This window comes from Streptomyces sp. NPDC001492, assembly GCF_053597275.1.
The window spans coordinates 74,938-99,179 of the sequence record NZ_JBSFHW010000017.1 but is presented as its reverse complement, the minus strand read 5'-3'; the positions used below and the strand labels follow the sequence as shown (position 1 = coordinate 99,179).

General features: G+C 66.6%; 17 protein-coding genes. 7 read left to right on the top strand and 10 right to left on the bottom strand.

Features of this window, described 5'->3' with window-relative positions:
- The first annotated feature begins 1,285 nt into the window (after window positions 1–1,285).
- The 4 genes from mycP (ACWC1K_RS22365) (at window position 1,286) to ACWC1K_RS22350 (ending at window position 6,020) form a co-directional block, all read left to right on the top strand.
- Complete coding sequence (mycP, locus tag ACWC1K_RS22365; RefSeq protein WP_450833656.1) at window positions 1,286–2,506, top strand: type VII secretion-associated serine protease mycosin; 1,221 nt, start codon at window positions 1,286–1,288, stop codon at window positions 2,504–2,506.
- A gap of 232 nt (window positions 2,507–2,738) precedes the next feature.
- The gene (locus tag ACWC1K_RS22360) at window positions 2,739–3,185 is read left to right on the top strand and encodes a hypothetical protein (protein WP_450833654.1); all 447 of its coding nucleotides are present in this window, start codon (window positions 2,739–2,741) and stop codon (window positions 3,183–3,185) included.
- 5 nt (window positions 3,186–3,190) lie between these two features.
- Window positions 3,191–5,368 (top strand): hypothetical protein, encoded by a 2,178-nt coding sequence (locus tag ACWC1K_RS22355; protein WP_450833652.1) that lies wholly within the window; start codon window positions 3,191–3,193, stop codon window positions 5,366–5,368.
- Complete coding sequence (locus ACWC1K_RS22350) at window positions 5,361–6,020, top strand: hypothetical protein (protein WP_450833650.1); 660 nt, start codon at window positions 5,361–5,363, stop codon at window positions 6,018–6,020. Before ACWC1K_RS22355 ends, ACWC1K_RS22350 begins: the two co-directional genes overlap by 8 nt.
- Window positions 6,021–6,666: 646 nt before the next feature.
- Here the strand turns inward: ACWC1K_RS22350 and ACWC1K_RS22345 are convergent.
- From ACWC1K_RS22345 to eccD, 7 genes are all read right to left on the bottom strand, one after another.
- Window positions 6,667–9,210 (bottom strand): hypothetical protein, encoded by a 2,544-nt coding sequence (locus ACWC1K_RS22345; RefSeq protein ID WP_450833648.1) that lies wholly within the window; start codon window positions 9,208–9,210, stop codon window positions 6,667–6,669.
- Window positions 9,210–9,686, bottom strand: coding sequence for a hypothetical protein (locus tag ACWC1K_RS22340; RefSeq protein WP_450833646.1), 477 nt, complete (start codon window positions 9,684–9,686; stop codon window positions 9,210–9,212). Before ACWC1K_RS22340 ends, ACWC1K_RS22345 begins: the two co-directional genes overlap by 1 nt.
- 125 nt (window positions 9,687–9,811) lie before the next feature.
- On the bottom strand, window positions 9,812–10,108 hold the full coding sequence (locus tag ACWC1K_RS22335; protein WP_450833644.1) for a WXG100 family type VII secretion target: 297 nt from the start codon (window positions 10,106–10,108) through the stop codon (window positions 9,812–9,814).
- Window positions 10,109–10,192: 84 nt separating this feature from the next.
- Window positions 10,193–10,552: a WXG100 family type VII secretion target gene (locus ACWC1K_RS22330; RefSeq protein ID WP_450833643.1), complete on the bottom strand. Its 360-nt coding sequence runs from the start codon at window positions 10,550–10,552 to the stop codon at window positions 10,193–10,195.
- A 356-nt stretch (window positions 10,553–10,908) separates the two neighbouring features.
- On the bottom strand, window positions 10,909–12,162 hold the full coding sequence (gene mycP / locus ACWC1K_RS22325) for a type VII secretion-associated serine protease mycosin (protein WP_450833642.1): 1,254 nt from the start codon (window positions 12,160–12,162) through the stop codon (window positions 10,909–10,911).
- 16 nt (window positions 12,163–12,178) lie between these two features.
- Complete coding sequence (eccB, locus tag ACWC1K_RS22320; RefSeq protein WP_450833640.1) at window positions 12,179–13,717, bottom strand: type VII secretion protein EccB; 1,539 nt, start codon at window positions 13,715–13,717, stop codon at window positions 12,179–12,181.
- A gap of 60 nt (window positions 13,718–13,777) precedes the next feature.
- Entirely contained in the window at window positions 13,778–15,328 is a 1,551-nt protein-coding gene (gene eccD / locus ACWC1K_RS22315) for a type VII secretion integral membrane protein EccD (protein WP_450833638.1), read from the bottom strand.
- Between the two features lie 272 nt (window positions 15,329–15,600).
- On the opposite strand from eccD, the gene eccCa reads away from it, so the two are divergent.
- On the top strand, window positions 15,601–19,572 hold the full coding sequence (eccCa, locus tag ACWC1K_RS22310) for a type VII secretion protein EccCa (RefSeq protein ID WP_450833637.1): 3,972 nt from the start codon (window positions 15,601–15,603) through the stop codon (window positions 19,570–19,572).
- Window positions 19,573–19,700: 128 nt separating this feature from the next.
- On the opposite strand, the gene ACWC1K_RS22305 is transcribed toward eccCa, so the two are convergent.
- Complete coding sequence (locus ACWC1K_RS22305) at window positions 19,701–19,883, bottom strand: hypothetical protein (protein ID WP_450833635.1); 183 nt, start codon at window positions 19,881–19,883, stop codon at window positions 19,701–19,703.
- 33 nt (window positions 19,884–19,916) lie between these two features.
- A complete protein-coding gene (locus tag ACWC1K_RS22300) occupies window positions 19,917–20,108 on the bottom strand; it encodes a hypothetical protein (protein WP_450833633.1) in 192 nt (63 codons plus the stop codon).
- A 248-nt stretch (window positions 20,109–20,356) separates the two neighbouring features.
- Here ACWC1K_RS22300 and ACWC1K_RS22295 point away from each other — a divergent pair, with 248 nt between their 5' ends.
- On the top strand, window positions 20,357–21,202 hold the full coding sequence (locus tag ACWC1K_RS22295) for a S1 family peptidase (protein ID WP_450833631.1): 846 nt from the start codon (window positions 20,357–20,359) through the stop codon (window positions 21,200–21,202).
- A 111-nt stretch (window positions 21,203–21,313) separates the two neighbouring features.
- Here ACWC1K_RS22295 and ACWC1K_RS22290 read toward each other — a convergent pair whose 3' ends face one another.
- Window positions 21,314–21,544 carry a DUF7455 domain-containing protein gene (locus ACWC1K_RS22290; protein WP_030945102.1) on the bottom strand — a complete coding sequence of 77 codons (231 nt, stop codon included), beginning with the start codon at window positions 21,542–21,544 and terminating at the stop codon, window positions 21,314–21,316.
- Window positions 21,545–21,986: 442 nt separating this feature from the next.
- Between ACWC1K_RS22290 and ACWC1K_RS22285 the strand changes: the two genes are divergently transcribed.
- Entirely contained in the window at window positions 21,987–24,110 is a 2,124-nt protein-coding gene (locus ACWC1K_RS22285) for a DNA gyrase/topoisomerase IV subunit B (RefSeq protein ID WP_450833629.1), read from the top strand.
- The last annotated feature ends 132 nt before the right edge of the window (window positions 24,111–24,242 follow it).

The window sequence follows — 24,242 nt, the reverse complement described above, 5'->3', positions numbered from 1 at the left end:
AAGAGGCTGCTCGGCAGATGAAGAAGCTCGGGGAGTCTTACACGCTGTCTGCGCAGCAGATGGACGCGTTGGAGAAGCCGGCGTTTCCGCCGCCGCCTGCGGCTGTCATGCCTTCGAACATCGACAGCACCAGTGAAGATGTCGTACGCACCGATGGTGCCTCTGGCGCGGCTGAACCAGGCGGATCCGCTGCGCGGCACAGTGGCTCGGTGAGCCCGGGCAATGCGGTGGGTGGGCCAGTTGGTGCTTCTAAGACTTCACCCGATGTTCCGGGAGCCCCTGCCGGAGGAGTTGCGCGTCCTCAGCCACCCACTGGGACGGAGATCGACAGCGCTGCCACTCTGCCCGAGGCGCCAACTCGGCCGCCGAGTAGCCCGCCGACGGCAGGGGGACGGCCGGAGGGAAATCCAACGATGCCCCCTGGTTTGGGACTGCCGTTGCCTGGAGGTACACAAAGGCCGGCGGGCTCTTCGACAGGGGCAAGCCGCCCCTCTCTTGGATCCCGGCCTCCGGTAGCCCCTGGGCAGGCTGTGAATGGCACCAGGCCTTCTGTGCAGCGCGCCACAGCAAGAGGAGGCATCACGGGCGGGAGGCCAGTGCCTCCGTCTCCGGGGCGAGCCACTGGCCGCATCCCGCGAGGCACAGTGATCGGTGACGGTGAAGGTGTCAACGGCCGTGGCCCAGCGGGCCAGCCCACCAGTTCCGGAAGGCCTGCGGCTGTCCAAGGCGAAACTGGAGGTGGCCGCCGCACCGCAGGACAGACCGAGGGCATTGTCGGTGGTCGTCCCCAAGGGTCAGGCGGCGTGAACGCCCGTCCCATAAGTGCCGGCGGCTCCACCACGGCACGTGGTATGGCTCCCTCTGCACCAGGCGGTGGGACGAGTAGTCGTCGCCTCGCCTCCGAAACTGGAGGCATCGTCGGCGGCCGTCCCCAGCAGCCTGGGACGGGGCGCGCACGCCCATTCACCCCAGGTGGCTCTGGACTGGTACAAGGTTCGGGCAGCAGCGGGCACCCAGAGACGCCCACAGGTCAGGTTGGCGCACGCGGCGGGCACTCGGCCTCAGGCGCGGAACGCCGTACCGGCGAGCCGCAGCACGCTGCCGGACCAGTCAGGCGTGGTGGACCTGTGGCACCGGCGGGCTCTCGTTCCACGGAGTCCCGTGCAGAGGATCGCCGAGGCGACCGCCCCGACTACCTCACTGAAGACGAAGAGACCTGGCAGCAAGGCACACGTCGCGCTACACCGCCCGTCGTTGACTAGTTAGGACCGCAAGAGGAATGCCGATGCCCACCAGCAAGATGCAGCGTGTCACTCACAGGGCCCTGCTCCCTGGAGTACTGGCAACCCTTCTGGTGGGCATCGCCGCCACACCGTCCCATGCGGAGTCCATCCGCTCCCAGCAGTGGCATCTGACCGCTATGAAGGCGGAGGAGATGTGGAAGATCACCAAGGGGGAGGGGGTCACTGTCGCAGTCATCGATAGCGGGGTCGATGTTAAGAACCCTGATCTCCGCGGCCGGGTACTGAACGGGAAGGACTTCGCGCCAGACGCCCGAGGCGATCAGCACACTGACTACAGCGGCCACGGCACGGGCATGGCTGGATTGATTGCCGGAACCGGCGAGAGCGGGGCCGGGGATGGTGCTTTCGGCCTAGCCCCAGAGGCGAAGATTCTGCCTATTCGGGTACGCGACAACGCAAGCGTATTCACCGAAGCGATCAGGTACGCCGCCGCTGCGGGGGCCAAGGTCATCAATATTTCCATGGCAACAGATGGAAGCGTTACGACTCCAGCCGTGCGGAAACAACAGAGCCAGGCTGTGAAGTATGCCCTGGACAAGGGAGCTTTGGTCTTCGCAGGTGTTGGCAACAGTGGTAACTCGTCTCTTGTTTATCCGGCCGCTACTCCGGGGGTCGTCGGAGTGGGATCGGTCGGCAAAGATCTCCACAAGACAGACGAGTCGCAATACGGTCCCCAGGTAGATCTGGCCGCGCCGGGCGTCGACATGGTCCACGCATGCGGCGGCAAGACAGGCCTATGCAAAACCAGTGGCACGAGTGACGCCACTGCCCTCGCCTCCGCAAGTGCAGCCCTCATCTGGTCGAAGCACCCTGATTGGACCAACAACCAGGTCCTCAGGGTCATGCTCAACACAGCCGGCGCCCCGGCAAGCGGCGCCAAGCGAAACGACTACATCGGCTACGGAATCGTGCGTCCCCGGATCGCGCTGAAGACGCCCGGCAATCCCGGCCCGGCCGACAAGTACCCTCTCCCCGACCTGGCCGCCGCGGAGCCAGAGTCCCCGTCCTCGAACGCCTCTGAACCGGCCGGAAACAAGAACGAGGAGGACAAGCGGTCCGCCGCCGTCCCCGCAGGCGAGGGTGACGGCAACGCGGCCCTCTGGATCACCCTGGGTGTTGGGGCTGCGGCCCTGCTGGGTTCCGCAATCGCCATTCCTGTAGTGCGCGCCCGACGCCGCAACACGACGCTCATCGGCCAGTAGGGCAGATCTGGTCCATGCTGACGGCCGCAACACACCAGTCCCCGCGACCAGCAGGGTTCAAGTTGGCATACGGTCTCACTGAGTACAGGTACTCAAACGCGTTGGCGGCAGATGCGGATGGGGCACGTGAGGCCGTGGCACTGCCGTACTTCTCGACTACGGCAGCGTTGCTATCGCACGCTCACAACCGACCGTTCGGCGGCATACAACAAGACACGGGGAGGAGCCACGCATGGCGTGGGAGGAGTGGGAGCAGCTCAAGGCCGCGGCGGTCGAGCGGAATTCCTCACGAATGCAGCTCAATCAATTGCCGCCCGACCCCGGAGGGGGCGGGACGCAAGGAGATCTCGTCGTAGGTCATAAGGATCTTGAGGCGGTTGGCAAGGCGGCTCATGATCTGTTCGAGGAATTCACGCGCTACAGCGGCCACGCACGTGTCGCCTCGGAGGCGGCCGCAGGTGTGCTCAAGAGTGAGAGGTTCGCTCTGGGGGCTGCGCTGGAGCATGTAGCCGAACGCTGGAGCGAGCAGACGCAGACACTGTCGGACGCCTGTGCCCACATCGCCAACCACCTGCGGTACACCCAGAATCTGCACGCCGCCGACGATTCGTTCATCGCTGGTGCCATCAGCAGTATCGCCACCCTGGACGAGGGTTTCGACGAGCGGAAGGGCCACTGACGCCGATGGACCTCGACGCACTGCGCTACAGCAACTTCTCGAAGCTCGGTGAAGCGATCACCGACTGGGAACAGATGACAAAGAAGCTCGCGGACCTGCAGAAGGACGCCGAGAACAACCTCAAGGCCAGGGCCGACAAGGCCCAGTGGGCTGGGATCAACGCCACCGTCAGCCGCGAGTTCATCACCAAGACTGCCGCCGAGTTCGCCGACGCGCACACCCAAGCCGACTCCATCACCAAGATCCTCAGCGACACCCGTGGTGAACTCATCGGCTACCGCACACAGTTGAACGAAGCGATCACACGAGGCACGCAGCAGAACTTGACCGTGATCGACACCGGCGAGGGCACGTTCACCGTCACCGGGAACACCCGGCCTGACTGGGCATCCGACCCTAGCGGAGAGACCGGCGCGACGGACCAGAAGGCGGTGGACGCCCTCCGCGATGAGATTCAGGGCATCCTGACCAAGGCGACGCAGAGTGACAGCAGCGCTGCGAAGGTCCTGATGCTTCTCGTCGACCAGGCCAGGTACGGCTTCGCCGACGCCTCCTATGCGGACCGGGACTCCGCGGCCAAGGCTGTCGCGGCTGCGGAGAAGCTGGCGCAAATGGCCAAGGACCCGTCCAAGATGACCCTGGACGACATCGCCGACTTCAACCGCACGATGAAGAAGTACAGCGGCGATTCCCTGTTTGCGGAGCGGTTCGCCACGCAACTGGGGTCCAAGGGGACGCTCCAGTTCTGGACGGAGATGACGTACGCACATGCGGGAGCTAGGGGCTCCGAGCTCAAGGCGATGCAAAGCCTGCAGAAGAACCTGAGCCTGACCTTGGCCACAGCGTCTTTCTCGGACTCGAACGCCATGCGGGAGTGGAAGACGGACCTGATCGCCGAGAGCAACACCAACTTCCGTGCCAGTGGCTCACTGAGCCCGGTGGGAGCCCTGGGCGCTCAGGTGATCAGCAGCCTCATGCGGGAGGGGCAGTACGACACCGAGTTCCTGGACGACTACCGGGAGAAGCTCTTCAAGGCCGACAAGGGAGCGGGGGATTCGGGCACCCATAATCTGTGGGTCAAGGGCTACGACGCCCTGGACCTCGTCTTCGGCGATGGGAACGGCCGGGACCCGCTGGAGGGGCTGTTCGACGGCCTCTCTCACAACCCCGAAGCAGCGACGCATGCGTTCGAGTCCAAGTCGGACCTGGACCACATGCTCGGCACGACCATGTACACGGACCGGGGTGAGTCACTCGGGCGAGCCCTGGAAGCCGCTGTCACCGGAGTCGCCAACGGCGACACCACTTCCATGGCTCCGCCGCACAGCGCTGCTCAGGTGAAGATCATGGCGAACATTATGGAGGCGGTGGCACAGCCCGGCGGAGGCGCTGATCTCGTGAGCAAGGGCTTGGGGGACAGCTTCGGCGACATGGCGGCTTCTTATATGCCGGAGATCAGCCAGACGCTCGCTGGCCATGGTGCGGAATCCATCTTTCTGACCAACAGTGATGATCCTGACGGACTGGGGAAGGTTCGAGATGTGGTGAGATTTATTTCTGCCGTATCCGGGGATCCATCGGGACGAGCAGGTGTCATCCTCGGTGAAAGTATTTACACCAGCGGGCTTATTGAATCACACCTTGCGGACCCTTCCTTGTTCGACGGTTCCCATGAGCAACTCCTGAAAGATATTGGCACGAATGCTGGCATTATCGAGGGTGTTGTCGCTCATTCTGTGGCTGACGGCGAAGTTCAATCTGCCGTTGATGGTGAGAAGGCGTACAACGACGCCTTGAAAGCAAAGGGTGATATTGCCAAAACCTGGATTTCGGTCGGCATGACCTTCGTTCAGGTCCCCGAAGCATACGGAGGGGCAGCAATGGGGGCAGTGGTCGGAGGAGGGGTCGGGGCCGTCGCCGGAGCAGCCGTTGATCGGCTGCTGCAAGGTCAAGAGATGGACGGCGCACGCGACGAAGCTCTGTATCGCAGCGCTGGGGATCTGTATGACTCCCGCGATTCAGTCAGCCAGCAGACCCAGTGGGCGGCTGGAGAAACCATCGATCGGCACCACCTCCATCTCCCGAAGGACGGCACTAACAATCTGCTCCGCGACGCCGTGAATGAGGGCTGGGACGCTGGCAGTGAGTTCCTAAGTGGAACGAAGGAGCGTCCGAATGGCTGAGAATAGGGGACCGAAGGCAACTCGGCATGGCGCGAAAGGCCTTCTTTTCAGCCTGACAGCCCTCTCCCTTGCGGGCGTTGGCATCTGGTTCGGATACGTGCAGTTCTTCACTAAAGGGCTCGAGCATCTGCCCTCCAAGATATGTGGAGGCACTGTTGAACGGGGCATGGTCATCCAGGTGCTGCCGTCGGCGCGATCGGCGGAGGAAGGATCCAAGCGCCAGAATGCTGGGGATGATTTCACGTTCTACTGCCACGTTGTCACCAGCGGTGATTCTTCCCTCTGGGGCGAGGCGCGGGTCCGACCCGTCTCCAAGACGGACTGGATCAAAAGTTATCGGGGAAACGGCGGCGACAACCAGATCATCCGTACCTCGGTCGATGGCATAGAGGCTGTGGCGCAACTCGATACCGAGCACGCTGAGGTGTACGTGCCCTGCGTACCTCCCGCTGTACCTTCCTACAATGCCTCTGAGGACTACGCGGTCATCACCACGGTGGAGGCCGACGGAGACGTCAAAGCAACCGGCACAGCACTGCGACAGACCCTGACCGACATCGCCTACCAACTGACTAAGCACACCTATAAATTGGCCGAATGCCAGGACCCTCGCGATTTTCCCGAGGAATTGCCACGCTACGGGGACCGCTGATGAGGGACGACGAGATTCGGTCCCACTTCGACGGCCGAGGCCGGGTCGAAGTCCGGCTCAATGTGTCAGCGCTGCCTCGGGCCAAGGAGATCGCCCATGCGCTCGGGTACCAGTTGCTGTCGAGCGGGAGAATCGCCCGATGGGTTCACGTGCTCGTCTTCCAGCGCGACGACGACCCACTGGCACGCCGCCGAGCCGAGCAGACCGTTGAGCGGCTGCGGGCGGGCGGCCCGGTCCTGTCCGACGGCGAGCTGCCTGCGCCCCCGCCTCCACCTCCGGCACCAGCGCCGCCTCTGACGCCCCGGCCGCCAGAACCCCGCCCCCGCCGGTCGCTGGAACCCCAGCCACCGCCACCTGTAGGCCCGCCTGGGCTCCGGATCCCGCCCCGGCCGCCTTACCCGCCTCCACCACCGCCTCCGCCTGATGTCACACCGGACTCTTCGCCGGAATGACGTTCGAGCGTCCTCCTGTGGACATCCCGCGTCACTCTGGCCGGCCGAGGTGGTGCGGCGTCGCCCATGTACAAGACGGTGTGCCGGGCATGCGAGAGCTGGTGTCCCGGGTGTTTGGGGCACAGCTTCCGGACGGCTTTGCAGGTTGGAGGCCGATAGTGGGGGTGGAGCGGTCGCGGTCGGTGGGGACCTGGCTACTCCAAGGTGGCCTGGAGGGCGTGGATGTGGGGCTTCCAGAGCCAGGCTCCGGTGCTGTCTGGCAGACCGGATGCCAGGGTCAGCACTCGCTGGGCGTCCTCGGGGCGGTCCGCGCCGGCCAGGGCCCTGGCGTATTCGTACAGGTCGCGGGCCATCTCCTCGCGGTGGTCCGGGTCGCCGTTGAGGTCTTCGCCCAGGCGCTGCTCGAACAGGGGGATGGCCTGTGTCCAGTTCCGCCGGGCCAGCTCCGTTCTGGCTCGGGCGATGGTGATCAGGTCGTTCTTGGTGCGGTCGTCGGTGCGGCTGTAGTCACGTAGCCAGGCGTTGTCCTCGAGTGCCGCCAGTTGGGCATCGGCCAGGGCCGAGTCGTCTGTTGCGATGGCGAGTTCCAGGCGGTGAAAGGTCAGGGTCATGATCCAGCGCTCGCCCTGGGCGTCAGGTCCCAGACCGCTGAAGTAGGCCTCGGCCTCGTCCAGGAAGGCCCGGTACGCGTCAGGTGTCAGCTCGCCGAGGTGATACTCCAGGCGGCGCAGGGCGGACGTCGTGATGTAGCGGCCCTTGGTGTTGCCCCGGCGCTCGTCCACCGCGATGGAGCGGTGGAACCACGAGCGCGCCGCTTCGGCGTTGCCGAGGAGGAACTCGAGGTAGGCGAAGTCGTAGAAGATCGCCGAGAGGTTGCCCGGCTCCTCGTCGCCGGAGACGTCCACCGAGACGAGGCGGCGCAAGATTTCGCCCGCTCGCTCCAGGTTGGCCGCGCCGCCCAGGCGGCGGATCCGGGCCGACTCGCGATGCGCCGCAACCAGGGCCAGCGCCTGCTGGCGGTCCGGGGCTGCGTGTTCCCGCAGCATTTCCTCGTCGCTCAGCAGGGTCAGGACCTGTTCGTACAGCTCTTTGCCGTCGGCGCGGTAGCCGAGTGTGTCGCCGAGCTGGTCGTGTGCCTCGAGGCTGATGACGATGCGGGCGAGCCCGCGGGCCAGTTCGTCCCGCATGTCCGGCGCGACCGTCCAGGCGGCGATGTAGTCGGTGGTCAGGCTCCCGAAGCCGACCTCGGTGTGTTGTGCCTTCGCCCGGCCGAACGGCAGGTCGCCCAGCAGGCCCATGAGCGGATCAAGGGCCTCGGGAACGTCCTCCTCGAGCGCGGTGACCAGATGTCTGGCCGTGTAGGTCAACGCGTAGACGTCCTCGCAGGACGCCCAGTCGTGGCCGTACAGGCCGAGAAGGTTCTGTGCCAGTTGGAGGTGGTTCGTTGAGGGTTGCACGCTCCAATACTCATGCCTGGACGCGGTGGTGAGGAAGTCCGCCAGGCTCCCGTGGCAGAACCTGACCCGGTCGTGGTCGACGCGCAGGATCGGCCCGAGGTCGTCCAGGACGGCCGTGAGAAAGTCCGGAGAGCTCGTGGGGAACCCGAGATACCGCGCGAGGCTCTGCGGCGGCAGCGGGGTGAAAGCGATCGCGAGGGTGGCCAGCAGGGGCTGGTAGTAGGCCTTCCAGCGGCTGTCGCCCGCCCTCTTGCCGGGGACGCGGCGGCCCGAGGCCCGACGTGCCTGGCCGACCAGATACTCGTAGAGATCGTCGAGGCCGTCGGGGAGGCTCTGCGGGTCGAGCAGGTCGGGGACGGTCTTGGCCCAGAGTGCCGCGTAAAGGAAGACGTTGTCGGCCTTGCGCGCCACTTCGCGGTCGAGCCCGGGACGTCCGGTGATACCGGCCTGGGCAAGGACGGACTCGGCGTACTCGGTGATCTCGTCCTCGATCTGCCGGCGGTGCCCATCCAGGCTGATCCGCTCGTACCGGTTCTGCTGGCGCCGGTAGAACTGCCCCAGCGGCATTGGGCGGGTCGTCACCACCACCCGCAGGTTCTCCGGCAGCTCCGCGCAATCGGTGAGCCAGTCGATGATCGAGTCCTCGCCGCCGGTCCAGCCGGTGGCCGCGCCGATCTCGTCCAGTCCGTCGATCAGCAACACGATCGAGGCCGACCGATCGGCCGCGGCCAGCCGTGCCGCTGGTTCGATCAGTGCCTGCCTGGTCAGATCGGCCAGACTTGTCCGTGACAGGTCGTCGATCAGTTCCCCGATCCTGACCGCGATCACTTGTCCGGCCTTCGCCGCTGACTGCCTGACCTCGAAGGCCGTCCTGCGGAAGGACGACACGACCAGCCTGCCAATGTCGACGCCGATCAGGTCATCGGCCTGCTCGACCTCCATCGTCGCGCTCACGGCCAGGTCCAGATCCATCAACTCGGGACGCAGCACCGCGATCTGATGCCCCACGCGAACCAGGAACGCCCGCCCGTCTCCGGACGACAACGGCGCGATACTGTCACGCCGGATGAAATAGCGGGGATTGATCCCCGGCTCGCGGGCCAGCGACGCGAGAAACGTGCTCTTCCCGGTCCCCGCGACCCCTTCGAGCACGATGAACCGGATACGCGGCGTGTCGAGGAGATCCTTGACCTGGTCCAAGAGCCAGTCCCGCCGCCGGATGAGATCGCCGGTGAGGTGCTCGTCCAGAAGATCCTCGAAAAGCAGCTCGTCGCGCTGCATCAGTCGAGCGTGTCGATTTCAACGCCGACAACCGGTCCGCTCGCCGACTCGGACATGATCTGCGCATCAATGTTCGCCGACGCCCGCACCGTACCCAGCCGGACCGCCACAGCCCCGTCTTTGAGCTCCTCGACGTCGACGACAGCCCTGATCCGATACTTCGAAGGCGCCCGTCTCTCGCCCTCGAAGTCGATCTGCCGATCATGGAGATGCTCAAGCAACGTCCGCGCCCGATCCATCGCCGCCAGCGCGTCCGCGTCGTTCCTCACCTCATCGGCCGGCCGCGCAACTACCCCACTCAGGGTTCCCTGTAGCTCCTCAAGCTCGCCTCGCTGCTCCGGCGACGGCTCCCGCACAACTGGAAAGTTCCTGTCCTCACGCCGACGATCCAGTACAGATCCGACGCGATCGAGGAGAAACGTGGCAACGGACGGTATCCCCGCAAGTGAGATAGCGGCCAGCGAAATTGGCTCCATGCACCACTGATACCGAAGTATCCCATGCGCCGTGTGCGCTTCACGAGTTTTCCACCGGCCGGCACGCCCCGCAGCTCAGGGTGGGTACCTCCCGTGCGTACCCACCCTGAACGAAACAGGCCGCGTCAGTAGTTGGCCGCAGCCTTCCTGTCCGACGCGCTGTACGCCGCGCTCGCCTCACGGACCGCGTTCGCGATGGAGTTGAGGGCCTGGTGGATCTCCCGGGCCTTGATGTCCCATTCGCGGTGGAGGCCGTCTGCTGCGGTCTTGGCCTCGCCCTCGAAGAAGTCCGAGAGGCTCTTCATTCGCTGCTGGAGGGCTTCCAGGTCCGTGTCCAGCTTCTTGGCCTGGGCGGTGATGTCCGTTGCGGCCCTCTCAAGTTCCGCGTAGGTAACGAGCATTGTGCCGTTGTCTGCTGCCATGGCTTCTCCAACTACTTTTCATGTCTGCTGTGTTGAGGGTCTACGGCGACCCCGGATGGGCCCTGTGGCCTGGTCGCGCCCGAGCTACATGCCGGAGAAGGCCGAGGTTCCGGCCGGGGTGCTGCCGGCCGAGCCGGAGCCGCCCGCGTCGATGCCCTGGAGAGCCTGGTAGATCTCGTTGTCGGTGCTGCCAGCGATGCGGCGGTTGTCGTTGACCGCGCTCTGGAAACGGACGAGCAGACGGCCGATGTGGGCCATGCGCTCGTTGATTTCGGTCTGCTTGCGGTCGAAGGACACGGCGCCCTGGCCCTGCCACTTGCCTTCCACACCGTCGATCACAGCCTGGAGTTGCTGCAGTTGCTGCTTCACCGATCCGAAGCGTTCGTTGAGCTCCTGCTCGAACTGCCGCAGTACGTCGTCTGTGACCTTCTGGGTTCCTGCCATCTGTTCTTCCTTTCCGGTGCTTTCCGGTGCGTGGTGTGTTCGACGGCTGGGAGAGGCTCGGCGCGTGGCACGTCCGGTGCGATCCGCCGCGAGAGTGCCGTAGTGAGACGCTCGAATCGCTTCTCAGGCTGAAGAGTCGGCCCGCTCATGGGCAGTTGCAGCCTCGTGGAGATTCGCGGTGTGACGGCCCCGTACTCGGTCTCCAATGCCCCGGACATCGTCGGCACACGGCATGACGCTCACCCCTCCCCGTTTGCTACGACCGCAGGTCATTGCGATCGCGGCGACGCGAACGTCACCGATTGCATGCGTGTCACTCTAGCCACTACCAGTGACAGGGCCAACGGCCTTCTCGGCTATCCCGAGTGCGTCCTCCTCCGGCCATCCCGCATCGCCACCGCCCCGCCCGCGATGACCGCCACCAGCACCAAGCTGCCCACCACCACATAGGTCCCGAGGCGAACAGCCCGCTCCTGCGGGGTTTCTCCGAGCGGGAGTTGGGCCACGGTGGGACCCTCGGCCTGCCCTGCGCCTTCGTTGCTCGGCACAGGGTGGTCGATCGGTTTGTCGTCCTCCGTCAGGGCACGTACGGGGTCGACGACGCCCCAGCCGACCAGGCGGTCATGGCCGGGGATGGAGCGGTCCGCGGTCTGCATGATCTGGGCGGTGATCTGTTTCTGCGCCCAGCGTGGGTGCTTGGCCTTGATGAGGGCCGCGACCCCGGCGACGTAGGGGGCGGAGAAGCTCGTGCCGTTGTCGGCGCAGTGTCCGCCGCCGGGGACGGTGGAGACCATGTCGACCCCCGGGGCCGCAACGTCGACGAACTCGCCGGACTGGGAGAAGGCTGCACGTTCGTTGTTGCGGTCCGAGGCGGCCACCGCCAGGACACCGTCGTACGAGGCCGGATAGGTCTTCTTTACGTTGCCGTCGAGGCCGTCGTTGCCTGCCGAGGCCACGATGACGATGTTCCTGGCCAGGGCGTTGTCCACCGCATGTTTCAGTGTGGAGGTGGCTTTGATCGGGTTGACCGTGTCCTGGGAGATGTTGATGACGTTGGCCCGGGCCACGTTTGCGGCGTAGTCGATGGCGGCGGCCAGGGTCTCGGTGTCGCCGTGGCCCTCGGCGTCGTTCTGCTGGATCGGGATGATCGTCGCCTTGGGGGCCAGGCCGACGAAGCCCGTGCCCTTTGCCGGCCTGGCAGCGATGATTCCGGCGACCTTCGTGCCGTGGCCCACCGTGTCGGTGGTCCCCTGCTCGCTGCCGCGCTCGATCTTGTTGCCGTTGTCGTCCTTGAGGTCCTTCTGCAGGAAGTTACGGCCGCTCTTGACGTCCACGGCCGGGGCGAGTTGGCGGTTCTTGACGTCCACGCCTGTGTCGATGACCGCGACGCGTACGCCTTCGCCCGTGGACTGTTTCCACAGCTCGTCCAGCAGGACCCGTTGCAGCGCCCAAGGGCGCCCCTCGTAGGTCTTACCCGGGAAGGTGCACTGATCGGCCGTGTCGGCGGCTGGGACGGACGCGGTGGCGACGGGCGCCGAGGGCAACCCGAGGAACGCGAGGGTGACGGCGCCCGTTCCGGCGAAAAGGCGCAAGCGGCGATGCGTACGCATTACTCGGCCCGCCCGCTCACGAGCCCTGCGGCTGCCGTGCCGCGCCCGTCGACAGACGCGGTCCCGTCGGCAGGAACGCGGACCATGCCGCCGGGATCGGCGCCGGCGTCACGTCCTTGTAGCCGAGGCAGTTCTGCGCCTGCTGTGCCTCCTGCAGCTCCGCCGCACGCTGCTGCTTCCTCTCTGCCGCCGAGCCTGAGGAGCCGATGCCCGCGTCGTCCGTCGTGCTGTCGCCGTTGGACTGCATGGCGTAGCGCAGGCCGGTGTCGGTGACCAGGAAGAAGAACCCGGAGCTGGTCGACGAGCCGGTGAACTGGCGGAAGAACTGGCCCGAGCCGGGGGTGACGTACGCGCTGCTCGAACCGGTGGGAAGGGTGGCCGGGAAGTCCCTGCCCGCCCAGGTGCTGAGGGTCGTGGCGCCCTGGTGCTCGTCCACATCGCGCAGGACGTTGCACACCGTGTTGCGGCTGCCTTCCTCGGTGCTCGCCGAGTTGACCGGCTTGGGCTCCTGCTGAGGCCAGGTCTTGTCCGTGCCGAAGGGTGCCCCGGGTGTGAAGCTGCCGGCGCTGACCGGCAGCGCTCGGCTCGCCTGTCCGAGAACGGCCAGGTCCTTGCTGCTGAGCAGGAGCTTCGCCATGAAGTCGGAGACTGGCGCGACCCGCCCCCGCAGGACGACGTACTTCTGGATCTTGGTACCGGACGGCGCCTCCAGGACCATGCCCACCTTGTTCGCCCCGGCCGGCAACTGGCCCTGGACCCCGGCGGCGGTGCCGGGCGTGTCCGGGATCCCCGGGAAGGCGATGGTGTCGCCCTTGTGCAAGGTCTCCAGCCAGCCGGCGGACACCCGCTGGGGTGTGCGGCCCTCGCCGACGATCTGGCGCAGCAGCACTTCGTCGTTGGTCACGCGGTACGCCGTTCCCTTGGCGTCGATGACGTAGCGGGTACGGTCCGGGCCTTCCACGTACATCAGCTCGCCGCCGCGCAGCCGCTCCGCGCCTTCGGTCCGGTGCATGTCACGCCGGGCGAGGATGAACGCCGCCTTCTGGATGGCACGGCCACCTTCACCGGGGCGTTCGCAGACCACCCAGCGCTTCTTCGATCCGGCTTCGTCGGCGTCGGGCAGCCGGTCGGGGGCGTAGGGGATGCCGAGGGTGGGGCCGTGCGGGATCTTGCCGTTGTCGAGCACCGATTCGTCGACGTTGATGATCGTGCCCTTGTCGGGCTGGAGTAGAAGCTTCGCCGAGGACATGTTCAGCACCGGGTGCAACTGCGCCTTGCCGTCGGTCGTGAGGATCACGTACCGGGTGGTCGACTTGCTGGAGATGATGATGTTCTCTCCGGGCTTGTCCCAGCCCTGGGGCGCGGTGGGCTTGAACAGGCCCCAGGCTCCGAAGGCCGCGAGGATGACTGTAGTGACAATCGCACCCGGCACGATCGCGCGCAGTGGGCGTGGCCAGCCTTCCTCCGTGCCGTTCGGGTTGGGCTGCAGGAATTGGCCGACCAGGCGCCGGCGCGCGAAGGTGTAAGCGTTGAGCTCATCCCGCCGTGATGCCATCTGCCTGCTGCCTCTTTCCCCCGCTGGTTGATCTGGTTGTTCTGGTCTCGTACGAGGAACTCACGATGAGAGCGAGCGCATCTGCTGGTATGCGCCGAACACTGCAAGACACAGCGGCAGCAGCGTCAGAAGCACGAAACTCTCGGCGATCTCCAGGAATCGGCCCCAGAACGGGGTGACCCCTTTGCTCGGGACGACCAGCGCGATCGCGGCGATAGCCCCGGCGACGACGACAACCGCGACCGACAGCCAGACCAGCCTGGTGGCGAAGGCCGTGCTGTCACCCCGCAGCGCCTCCAGGACCATCCACCCAGGCGGGTTGAGGGAGAGGCCGAGTCCCAGGAGCACCAGCGAGGCAAGTCCCGCAGCGAGCGTGCAACCCACCTGTGCGGTGTGCCGGAACAGGTGGGCGCGCATCAGCAGGGCCAGGCCCGTCGCGAGCGCGAGGAATTGAGCCCACAGGTCGTCGGAGAACGCGAGCACTGCGGCCGCAGCCGTCGCGACCAGCGCACATCCGCCGACCAGGCCGAGCAACAGCTCATGGCCGCGTCGTGCCTGAGCGGCGATGCGGGCGGCGTCGATCGTGGCGGATGCCTCGGTGCCATGGCCATCGCCGTCGTCGCCGGGGTCGTCGTAGCCGCTGCCGACGGCGGTGCGCGGCGGGTCGAAGCCGATGGGAAGTCGGGCGAAACGTGTGGCGAGGCTTGGCAAGAAGGCGAGGGCGCCCACGGCGAGCGGGGAGCAGAGCGCTGCGGTCTCGACCGGCCTGATGTCGGCGAGGATCGACGCGAAAGTCAGCAGCAAGCCGAGGGCCGAGGCGAAGACGAAGGCGACGAAGGGGCCGTCACCGCTCGGTGTGAGGATCACCAGCAGGAACGATCCCACCAGCACGGCGGCGCAGGCGAGCAGGAACTGAAGCCTGCCGATACCTTCTCCGGCCGGCAACGCGAGCAGTCCGCTGCCGGCGACTCCCAGGTTCGCGAGGGCGCCTGTGCCGAAGGCCACGGACGAACCGCGGTCGCCGTACACACGTGCGCGTACTGCGGCGATCGCCAGGAGTACGACGCCCGAGATCGCGGCCACGATGCCCGGGAGCCCGTTCATGTCATGGCGGACGTCAGAGCTCCAGGCCACGAAGGCGAACAGCATCAACAGCACACAGCTACCGAAGAGACCCGCGCTGCGCAGGAGTTCGTCGTTCCACAGTGCGCGGTCGCGGGTGACGGCGCTGGCTGTGGCGTGCGAGACGTCGTCAAAGACCGCAGGCGGAAGGGATTCAGCGAAGGGGCGCAGCAACAGGAACTCACCGTCGACGATGCGCTGCGCGGCGAGTGAGCGTGCCTCATCGAGCACTGTCCCGTCGCGGCGTACCAGGTGATATCCGACCGGGGCGCCGGGTGCGGGGCTCTGCCCCGACAGGCGCAGGATCTCCGGGTAGAGGTGCGCGAGGGGAATGTCGTCGGGGAGCGCTACATCGATCCGGCTGTCGGGTGCCGCCACGATGATCCGGCGGAAGCCGGTGCTGCGAGTGGTCGGTGTCCCGGGTCCCTGATAGGGCCCCGGTCCCGGGTGACTGCCGGTGTTTCCCGCCGTTTGAACCGTCGTAGGCACCTACTGCTCCCCCTCGCGGTGCTTTTCAGATCGCGGGCCGCGCCCCTGTCCCGTTCATTTGCGTGTCCGCTCTCATTCCGAATGACCGTGAATGACCACGAATCCGCTGTATGTTCGCGGGTTTCGCGGGTGCGCACACACGTGGCGTTACCCTACCGCCCGCGATGTCAGTGCCCGCCAGTAGGATCTGCTCCAGATCCAATCCGGATGAAGTCGGCGCCACGGGGGTGCGGACAAGGGCTCTTCAGTCCGCGAGGGGGGACAGGGCAGCTTTGAGCCAGATCGTCGTCAAACGGCCGCCGAGGGCTTTGCCCGCCGAGGTGCCCGCCGATCCAGTGCAGTTGCAATCCCCACCTGAGTTGCCCAGAGGGCAACAGGAGGGCGCGCTGATGCAGCTGCTGCCCATGCTGGGCATGGGCGGTTCCGTCGTCTTCTTCTTCATGACGCCGAACCCGGTCATGCGCATCATGGGCATGGTGATGATCGCGTCGACGATCGCCATGGGCATCGCGATGCTTGTTCGCTACCGGCGCGGTACGCAGGGCCAGCTCGCCGATATGCGGCGGGACTACCTGAAGTACCTGGCCAAAACTCGTAGGTTGGTTCTTCGTACCGCTCGTCTGCAGCGCGACGCGCAGTTCTATCTGCATCCGGCGCCCGAGCAGTTGTGGGCCCTGGTCGCCGAAGGCAGCCGCGTCTGGGAGCGGCGCATCAGTGACGAAGACTTCGGGCAGGTTCGGATTGGTCTGGGCGGCCAGCAGCTCGCCACCCCCCTGGTCGCACCCGAGACCGCTCCGGTGGACGAGCTGGAACCGCTCACCGCCGGGGCCATGAAGCAGTTCCTCAACGCGCACAGCACAATCGAGGGCCTGCCCATGGCGATCTCGCTACGGGCCTTCTACCACCTCACCATCAGCGGGGACGAGAGCCACGTCCGCGCGTCGGTGCGTGCCCTGGTGGCCTCCCTCGCCTCGCTGCACTCACCGGACGACCTCGTCGTAGCCATCGCTGCAGGGCAAGACGCAGCTCCGCACTGGGAGTGGGCCAAGTGGCTGCCCCACGCCCAGGCCGAAGGAAGCGATGGAGCAGGCAGGCGCCGTCTGATCACGTCCAGTGCGCAGGATCTGGAGCTGCTACTCAAGGAGGAGCTCGAAGGCCGCCCGCGGTTCCAGGCCGGCGGCCAACCCTTGCTGGAACAGCCGCACATTGTCGTTGTGCTCGATCAAGAGGCCCTGTCGCCGTTGTCGGCGCTGGCAGCGGCCGAAGGACTGCAGGGTGTCACGATCATCGAGGTCGTGTCCGGCAGGCTCACCGGGGCACGCGGCGGCCTCTCGGTCGTGGTGCATCCCCATCTGCTGCGCCTGGAGTCCGGGGACGGTCTCGTCTACGAAGGGACACCGGACCGTCTCAGCCCCGAGGCCGCCGAGGCTCTCGCGCTCCAACTCGCGCCCCTGTACATGGCGTCCGGCGGCGACTCGGACGAACCGCTGCTCGCCAACCTGGAGTTCACCGATCTCCTCGACCTGGACGATGCGGAGTCCGTGGACGTCGGCCGCACCTGGCGCCCGCGCTCCCGCGCCGAACGCCTGCGGGTGCCGATCGGGGTCGGCGAGGACGGCTCCCCGGTGATGCTGGATCTGAAGGAAGCCGCGCAGGACGGCATGGGCCCGCACGGTCTGTGCGTCGGCGCCACCGGATCCGGCAAGTCCGAACTGTTGCGCACCCTCGTGCTGGGCCTTGCGGTGACTCATTCCTCGGAGACCCTCAACTTCGTCCTCGCGGACTTCAAGGGCGGTGCCACCTTCGCCGGCATGGCCGACCTGCCACATGTTGCCGCGGTGATCACCAACCTCGCGGACGACCTGACTCTCGTGGACCGCATGGGGGACTCGATCCGCGGCGAACTCAACCGCCGTCAGGAACTGCTCCGCAAGGCGGGCAACTACGCCAACATCCACGACTATGAGAAGGCTCGCTCGGCCGGCGCCGCCCTGGAGCCCATTCCCTCTCTCGTCCTGGTCATCGACGAGTTCAGCGAGCTCCTCTCCGCCAAGCCGGACTTCATCGACATGTTCGTCCAGATCGGCCGCATCGGCCGCTCCCTGGGCGTCCACCTGCTGCTTGCCTCACAGCGCCTGGAGGAAGGCCGCCTGCGTGGACTGGAGACCTACCTCTCCTACCGCGTCGGGCTGCGGACGTTCTCCGAGGCCGAGTCGCGCGCCGCCCTCGGCGTCCCCGACGCCTACCACCTGCCGAACCTCCCCGGTTCGGGCTATCTGAAGTACGGCACCGACGAAATGGTCCGCTTCAAGGCGGCCTACGTGTCGGGTACGCATCGGCCCGCCTCCGCCCGAGCCACCACAGGGGACAGTCCGCTACCGGTGGACCGCCGTCCCGCTCTCTTCACAGCGGCCCCCGTGCCGGTCCAGTACGTACAGCCCGACCCCCGGACCCAGGTGCCGGACCCGCGGGCGGGCGGGAACGACGCGCTGGCAGACACCGTGCTCGACGTCATCGTCCGGCGGCTCACCGGGCAGGGCCCTGCCGCACACAGGGTGTGGTTGCCGCCGCTGGACAATCCTCCTTCGCTGGACGCCCTGCTTCCGGGAATCGCTGGGGTCGAGGGCCGTGGCCTGACCAAGCCCGGTTACGAGGGCGCTGGCCGGCTCATCGTGCCGCTCGGTGTCGTCGACAAGCCCTTCGAGCAACGGCGCGACACCCTGTACCGGGACTTCTCCGGTGCCGCTGGCCACATGCAGATCATCGGCGGGCCGCAGTCGGGCAAATCGACACTGCTCCGGACGATCATTTCGGCTTTCGCGCTGACCCATACGCCGCACGAGGTGCAGTTCTACGGACTGGACTTCGGCGGGGGCGGCATGTCGGCCGTCTCCGGACTGCCACACGTCGGCGGCATCGCCTCACGCCTCGACCCGGAGCGGGTACGCCGCACGGTCGCCGAGGTGTACGGCATCCTGACACGCCGCGAGGAGTACTTCCGTAGCTCCGGCATCGACTCCATCGCCACCTTCCGTAAGCTGCGGGCTCGCGGTGACATCTCGGTAGCGGACCAGCCCTGGGGGGACGTCTTCCTGGTCATCGACGGCTGGGGCAACTTCCGCACCGAGTACGAAGCCCTGGAATCAGCAGTCCTCGACATCGCCGCGCGAGGCCTGGGCTACGGCATCCACCTGATCCTCACCGCCTCACGCGCCATGGAGGTCCGCGCCAACCTCAAGGACCTGCTGATGAACCGCCTCGAGCTGCGGCTCGGCGACCCCATGGACTCCGAGCTGGACCGCAAGGCAGCCGGAAACGTTCCCACGGGCGTGCCCGGCCGGGGCGTCATTCCGGAAGCACTGCACTTCATGGCAGCGGTACCCCGCATCGACGGCATCCACTCCGACGACAACCTGTCCGAGGCGACCGCGGCCATGAGCCGGGACGCGGACCGCCACTGGACCGGGCCCAGCGCGCCAGCGGTCCGCCTCCTGCCACGCCGCCTCCCCTTCGCAGACCTGCCTGCGGCCATGTCGGAACCGGCCCGGGGCGTTGCCTTCGCCCTCGACGAGAACAACCTGGAACCGGTCCACGTCAACTTCGAACAGGACCCCTTCTTCCTCGTCTTCGGCGAAAGCGAGTCCGGCAAGTCCAACTTGCTGCGCCTGCTCATCAAGCAGGTCACCGACCTGCACGACGCCGACTCGTGCAAGCTCTTCGTCATCGACAACCGCCGCTCGCTCCTCGATGCGACACCGGCATCCCACCTGGCCGAGTACGTCCCCATGTCCAACGCCATGGACCACCACGTGGAGGCCCTGGCCGACCTCATGCGGCGCCGCACACCTTCGCCCGAGGTCACAGCCGAGCAGCTGCGGGCACGCAGCTGGTGGAGCGGCCCGACGGTGTACGTGGTCGTCGACGACTACGACCTGGTGTCGACGTCCGGAGGCAACCCTCTCGCCCCGCTCACGGAGCTCCTCCCGTTCGCGCGCGACGTGGGGATCCGCTTCATCGTGGCCCGGAACACCGCTGGCGCCGGCCGCTCCTCGTACGAACCCTTCATGCAGCGCATCAAGGAACTGGGGGCACAGGGCGTCGTCCTCTCCGGCGACCCGAACGAGGGCGACATCCTCGGCAACGTACGCCCACGCTCGATGCCCACAGGGCGGGGGATCTTCGTCTCGCGGAAGCGGGGGAACTTGTTGGTGCAGACAGGACTCATCGGGGAAGACCATCGCTGATGGCCCGCTACGCCCTGCCGCCGGGCGTAGCGGGCCCCCGTGCCGACCGCTCGGAAATCATTGGCACGACCTCGAAGTGCTTGACCAAGAGCAGCCCCAAACACGGTCGCCGTTGGCCCAACGCCAACCTAGTCATCATCCAGCCGCCCGAGGTCGCGGCAGACGGAAACCACCAACCTGCACTTGTCGATCAGATCGAGAGCCTCCTCGGGAGGCATGGTCTCGCAGTACTCGCGGATCTCGGCAAGGATCTTCGCCAGCTCGGGATCGATCTCCTCCGAGAATGCGAGTTCTTCGTCGCCGATGGCCATGGTCATCACTTCTTCGCGCAGAGGACGCGGCGCTCAGTCCCGGAGATCGGGACGGTGCCAGTGGCGTTCGCCAAGGACTTTGGTCCACTCGGCGACGAGCCGCTCATGACTGTCCTCAGGAAGTTCGTCCAGGTTGGGGCGGAGTCCCTCGATGATCTTCGCGACCTCCTGCGGGTCGCGCCGGACGGGCAGACCGAGGTGGTGGGCTATCGTGCGTAGGGTCATGGTGGGTCATCTCAATCCAAGATATTTCACGCACAGCGCTCCCCACCCACCTGCATCTATGCAGGTCACGCACAGCGCTTACCAATCCATACTGCGCGACTACCTCGACTAGTCGACGACGTACGACACCGAAGGCCCGGTTCTCCCGCGTGGGGGACCGGGCCTTCTCGTGCTGTCGCGCAGGTGCGGGGTGTGACGGGCTGGATCACTCTGGGTCTCCCACGACCATCCCAGAGTGAGGAGCTCGTATGCGTCGTCCCTTTGTCCGGGCGCTGGCCCGGCCGCTGGCCCTTGTGGCCGCGGCGACCGCTATACCGTTGCTTTCCACTGCCCCAGTGGCCGCCGACAGCGTTGTCATAGGGAGTTTCCCGATCGACGTGTCAGAGAGTCCGTGGACGGTGGCGCTCTCCAGCCGTGACCGGTTCGGGGGTACGCGGGCGGGACAGTTCTGCGGCGGTGTGGCCATCGGCCGTACGACCGTACTCACCGCGGCCCACTGCATGGGTGAGGACGTCCTGGGAGCGCCGCCGGAGCGCGTCCACGACCTCAAGGTCATCGCGAACCGTACGGATCTGCTTTCGGATCGCGGCCGGGAGATCTCGGTACGCGACGTCCAGGTGAGTCCGACCTTCGACAGCGACAGCAATGCCGAGGACTTCGCCGTGCTCACCCTCGCCACACCGCTGCCGCGCAGGTCGGTCATCGCGATGGCGGCAGCCGGTGATCCTGCGTACAAGCCGGGCACGAGCGCGACCGTCTCCGGGTGGGGCGATCTCACCGGTGGCGGTGACTACGCACACAGTCTGCGGGCGACACGCGTGCATGTGCTGCCCGACGCCCGGTGCGAGGAGGCGTATCCGGGCAGCGCCGACGGCACGTACCAGGCCAAGAGCATGCTGTGCGCCGGGGAGGCGGGAGGGGGCCACGACGCCTGTCAGGGGGACAGCGGTGGGCCTCTTGTCGCCCAGGGCAAGCTCATCGGGCTCGTGTCCTGGGGGAGCGGCTGCGGTCGTGCGGGCAGCCCAGGCGTCTATACGCGCGTGTCCGAGGCTCTACGAGGGATGAGTCGGCACGGCGGAGGCAGGGCCCACTGACGGTGCCCGGCGGTATCCGGGGTACGAGCGCGGGCGGCGCGGTCCCTGAAGCAGGGGCCGCGCCGCCCGTACCGGCCTGTGCCGGAGCTGGCTCGTCGTATGTGCGAGGTATCAGCGCTCTTCTTCGGAGGCGGATGCCGGAACGGACGTCAGCCGCTCCGTCTCGTCCTGTATCTCAGCGGCGATCTTCTTGAGTTCCGGCTCGAACTTGCGGCCGTGGTGGGCGCAGAAGAGCAGTTCTCCGCCGCTGAGCAGGACAACGCGCACGTAGGCCTGCGCGCCACAGCGGTCGCAGCGATCGGCGGCCGTCAGTGGGCTCGCGGGGGTCAGAACAGTAGTCACGTCGCCTCTTCTCTAGCTCGACGAGCTGTCGTACCAGGGTCAACATCCAACCAGCCCTAAAACGTTCCCGCCCCGGGCTTTTCCTCGAAAAAATCTTTCGAGGCCGGCTGTCTGCTGCCGGTTGGCGGCGAATGTGCCGTATTGCGTGTCTGTGTGTCGTACGGGTTCGCGCAGTCTGTCAATGTCTGGTCCTCCCGGCTGGCTTGCCGGTTGTTCATGAGGACGTGCCCGGAGCCTAAATGGTTCATGCCTCGAAGGGAACGTGATATGTACTTCACTCCATCGAGGGATCGAACACGCATGCGACTCTGGACTAGTCTTAACTCAAGACGAGGGTGGCGTTACAACGGCTCTACCAGGCCTCGGTACCCTCTTGACGGCGACCGAAGCCGGGCCCTTACCCACCAGGGCCCCACCTGAAATTCAGCGAGGAGCGAACCGCGTGACCGCCGAGACGTCCGTGCCGTCCACAGCGCTGCTGGCAGGAGCAGACCGGGACGGTTCCAACTACACCGCGCGGCACCTGCTCGTCCTCGAGGGGCTCGAAGCCGTGCGCAAGCGCCCGGGCATGTACATCGGGTCCACCGACAGCCGCGGTCTGATGCACTGCCTGTGGGAAATCATCGACAACTCCGTCGACGAGGCCCTCGGGGGCTACTGCGACCACATCGAGGTGATCCTCCACGACGACGGCTCGGTGGAGGTCCGGGACAACGGCCGGGGCATCCCGGTCGACGTCGAGCCCAAGACCGGTCTCTCCGGCGTCGAGGTCGTCATGACCAAGCTGCACGCCGGCGGCAAGTTCGGCGGCGGCTCCTACGCCGCCTCCGGCGGTCTGCACGGTGTGGGCGCCTCCGTGGTGAACGCCCTGTCGGCCCGCCTGGACGTCGAGGTGGACCGCGGCGGCCACACCCATGCGATCAGCTTCCGCCGCGGCGTGCCGGGTGCCTTCGCGGCGAACGGCCCCGAGGCCAAGTTCGAGGCCACCAGCGGGCTGCGCAAGACCAAGCGGATCCCCAAGACCCGCAGCGGCACGCGCGTGCGTTACTGGGCCGACCGGCAGATCTTCCTCAAGGACGCCAAGCTCTCCCTGGAGAACCTGCACCAGCGTGCCCGGCAGACGGCGTTCCTGGTGCCCGGCCTGACCATCGTCGTCCGTGACGAGTTCGGGCTCGGCGAGGGCGGCAGCAAGGGCGAGGAGTCCTTCCGCTTCGACGGCGGCATCAGCGAGTTCTGCGAGTACCTGGCGAGCGACAAGCCGGTCAACGATGTCCTCCGCTTCTCCGGCCAGGGCACCTTCAAGGAGACGGTCCCGGTCCTGGACGACCACGGCCAGATGACGCCCACCGAGGTCACCCGTGAACTCGGCGTCGACGTCGCCATGCGCTGGGGCACCGGCTACGACACGACCCTCAAGTCGTTCGTCAACATCATCGCCACCCCCAAGGGAGGCACCCATGTCGCCGGCTTCGAGCAGGCGGTCACCAAGACGATGAACGAGGTGTTGCGCGCGAAGAAGCTGCTGCGCGTCGCCGAGGACGACATCGTCAAGGACGACGCCCTCGAGGGCCTCACCGCGGTCGTCACCGTCCGCCTCGCCGAGCCCCAGTTCGAGGGCCAGACCAAGGAGGTCCTCGGCACCTCGGCGGCCCGTCGCATCGTGAGCACCGTGATCTCCAAGGAACTCAAGGCGTTCCTGACCTCCACGAAGCGGGACGCCGCAGCGCAGGCCCGTGTGGTCATGGAGAAGGCCGTCGCCGCTGCCCGGACGCGCATCGCGGCCCGCCAGCACAAGGACGCCCAGCGCCGGAAGACGGCTCTGGAGTCCTCGTCGCTGCCCGCGAAGCTGGCCGACTGCCGCAGTGACGACGTGGACCGCAGCGAGCTGTTCATCGTCGAGGGGGACTCCGCGCTCGGCACCGCCAAGCTGGCGCGCAACTCCGAGTTCCAGGCGCTGCTGCCGATCCGCGGCAAGATCCTCAATGTCCAGAAGTCGTCCGTGACCGACATGCTCAAGAACGCCGAGTGCGGCGCGATCATCCAGGTCATAGGAGCCGGCTCGGGCCGGACGTTCGACATCGACGCGGCCCGCTACGGCAAGATCATCATGATGACCGACGCCGATGTGGACGGCTCGCACATCCGGACCCTGCTGCTGACGCTGTTCCACCGGTACATGCGGCCCATGGTCGAGGCGGGCCGGGTGTTCGCCGCCGTGCCGCCGCTGCACCGCATCGAGATCGTCCAGCCGAAGAAGGGCCAGGACAAGTACGTCTACACCTACTCGGACCGTGAACTGCGCGACAAGCTGCTGGAGTTCCAGAGCAAGGGCATCCGCTACAAGGACTCCATCCAGCGGTACAAGGGCCTCGGCGAGATGGACGCCGACCAGCTGGCCGAGACCACCATGGACCCGCGACACCGCACCCTGCGCCGGATCAACCTCTCCGACCTGGACTCCGCAGAGACGGTCTTCGATCTGCTGATGGGCAACGACGTGGCACCGCGCAAGGAGTTCATCTCCAGCTCGGCGGCGACGCTGGACCGGTCGCGCATCGACGCATAGCCGTTGGGCCCTGGCCGGAGGGCTCGGCCGGGGTGACCAAGGTCGTCGTACGTCGGCTCCACCCGTGGGTGGAGCCGACAGCCGTTTGCGGATCCACCCACGATCCACCCCTGCTCCGATCTGCTGACCTGC

Coding starts and splice junctions, on each gene's coding strand:
- ACWC1K_RS22330 (WP_450833643.1), bottom strand. CDS start 10,552: ATGGCAGGAACCCAGAAGGTCACAGACGACGTACTGCGGCAGTTCGAG.
- ACWC1K_RS22300 (WP_450833633.1), bottom strand. CDS start 20,108: ATGACCCTACGCACGATAGCCCACCACCTCGGTCTGCCCGTCCGGCGC.
- ACWC1K_RS22335 (WP_450833644.1), bottom strand. CDS start 10,108: ATGGCAGCAGACAACGGCACAATGCTCGTTACCTACGCGGAACTTGAG.
- ACWC1K_RS22350 (WP_450833650.1), top strand. CDS start 5,361: ATGGCTGAGAATAGGGGACCGAAGGCAACTCGGCATGGCGCGAAAGGC.
- mycP (WP_450833642.1), bottom strand. CDS start 12,162: ATGCGTACGCATCGCCGCTTGCGCCTTTTCGCCGGAACGGGCGCCGTC.
- eccB (WP_450833640.1), bottom strand. CDS start 13,717: ATGGCATCACGGCGGGATGAGCTCAACGCTTACACCTTCGCGCGCCGG.
- mycP (WP_450833656.1), top strand. CDS start 1,286: ATGCCCACCAGCAAGATGCAGCGTGTCACTCACAGGGCCCTGCTCCCT.
- ACWC1K_RS22345 (WP_450833648.1), bottom strand. CDS start 9,210: ATGCAGCGCGACGAGCTGCTTTTCGAGGATCTTCTGGACGAGCACCTC.
- ACWC1K_RS22360 (WP_450833654.1), top strand. CDS start 2,739: ATGGCGTGGGAGGAGTGGGAGCAGCTCAAGGCCGCGGCGGTCGAGCGG.
- ACWC1K_RS22355 (WP_450833652.1), top strand. CDS start 3,191: ATGGACCTCGACGCACTGCGCTACAGCAACTTCTCGAAGCTCGGTGAA.
- ACWC1K_RS22305 (WP_450833635.1), bottom strand. CDS start 19,883: ATGGCCATCGGCGACGAAGAACTCGCATTCTCGGAGGAGATCGATCCC.
- ACWC1K_RS22295 (WP_450833631.1), top strand. CDS start 20,357: ATGCGTCGTCCCTTTGTCCGGGCGCTGGCCCGGCCGCTGGCCCTTGTG.
- ACWC1K_RS22340 (WP_450833646.1), bottom strand. CDS start 9,686: ATGGAGCCAATTTCGCTGGCCGCTATCTCACTTGCGGGGATACCGTCC.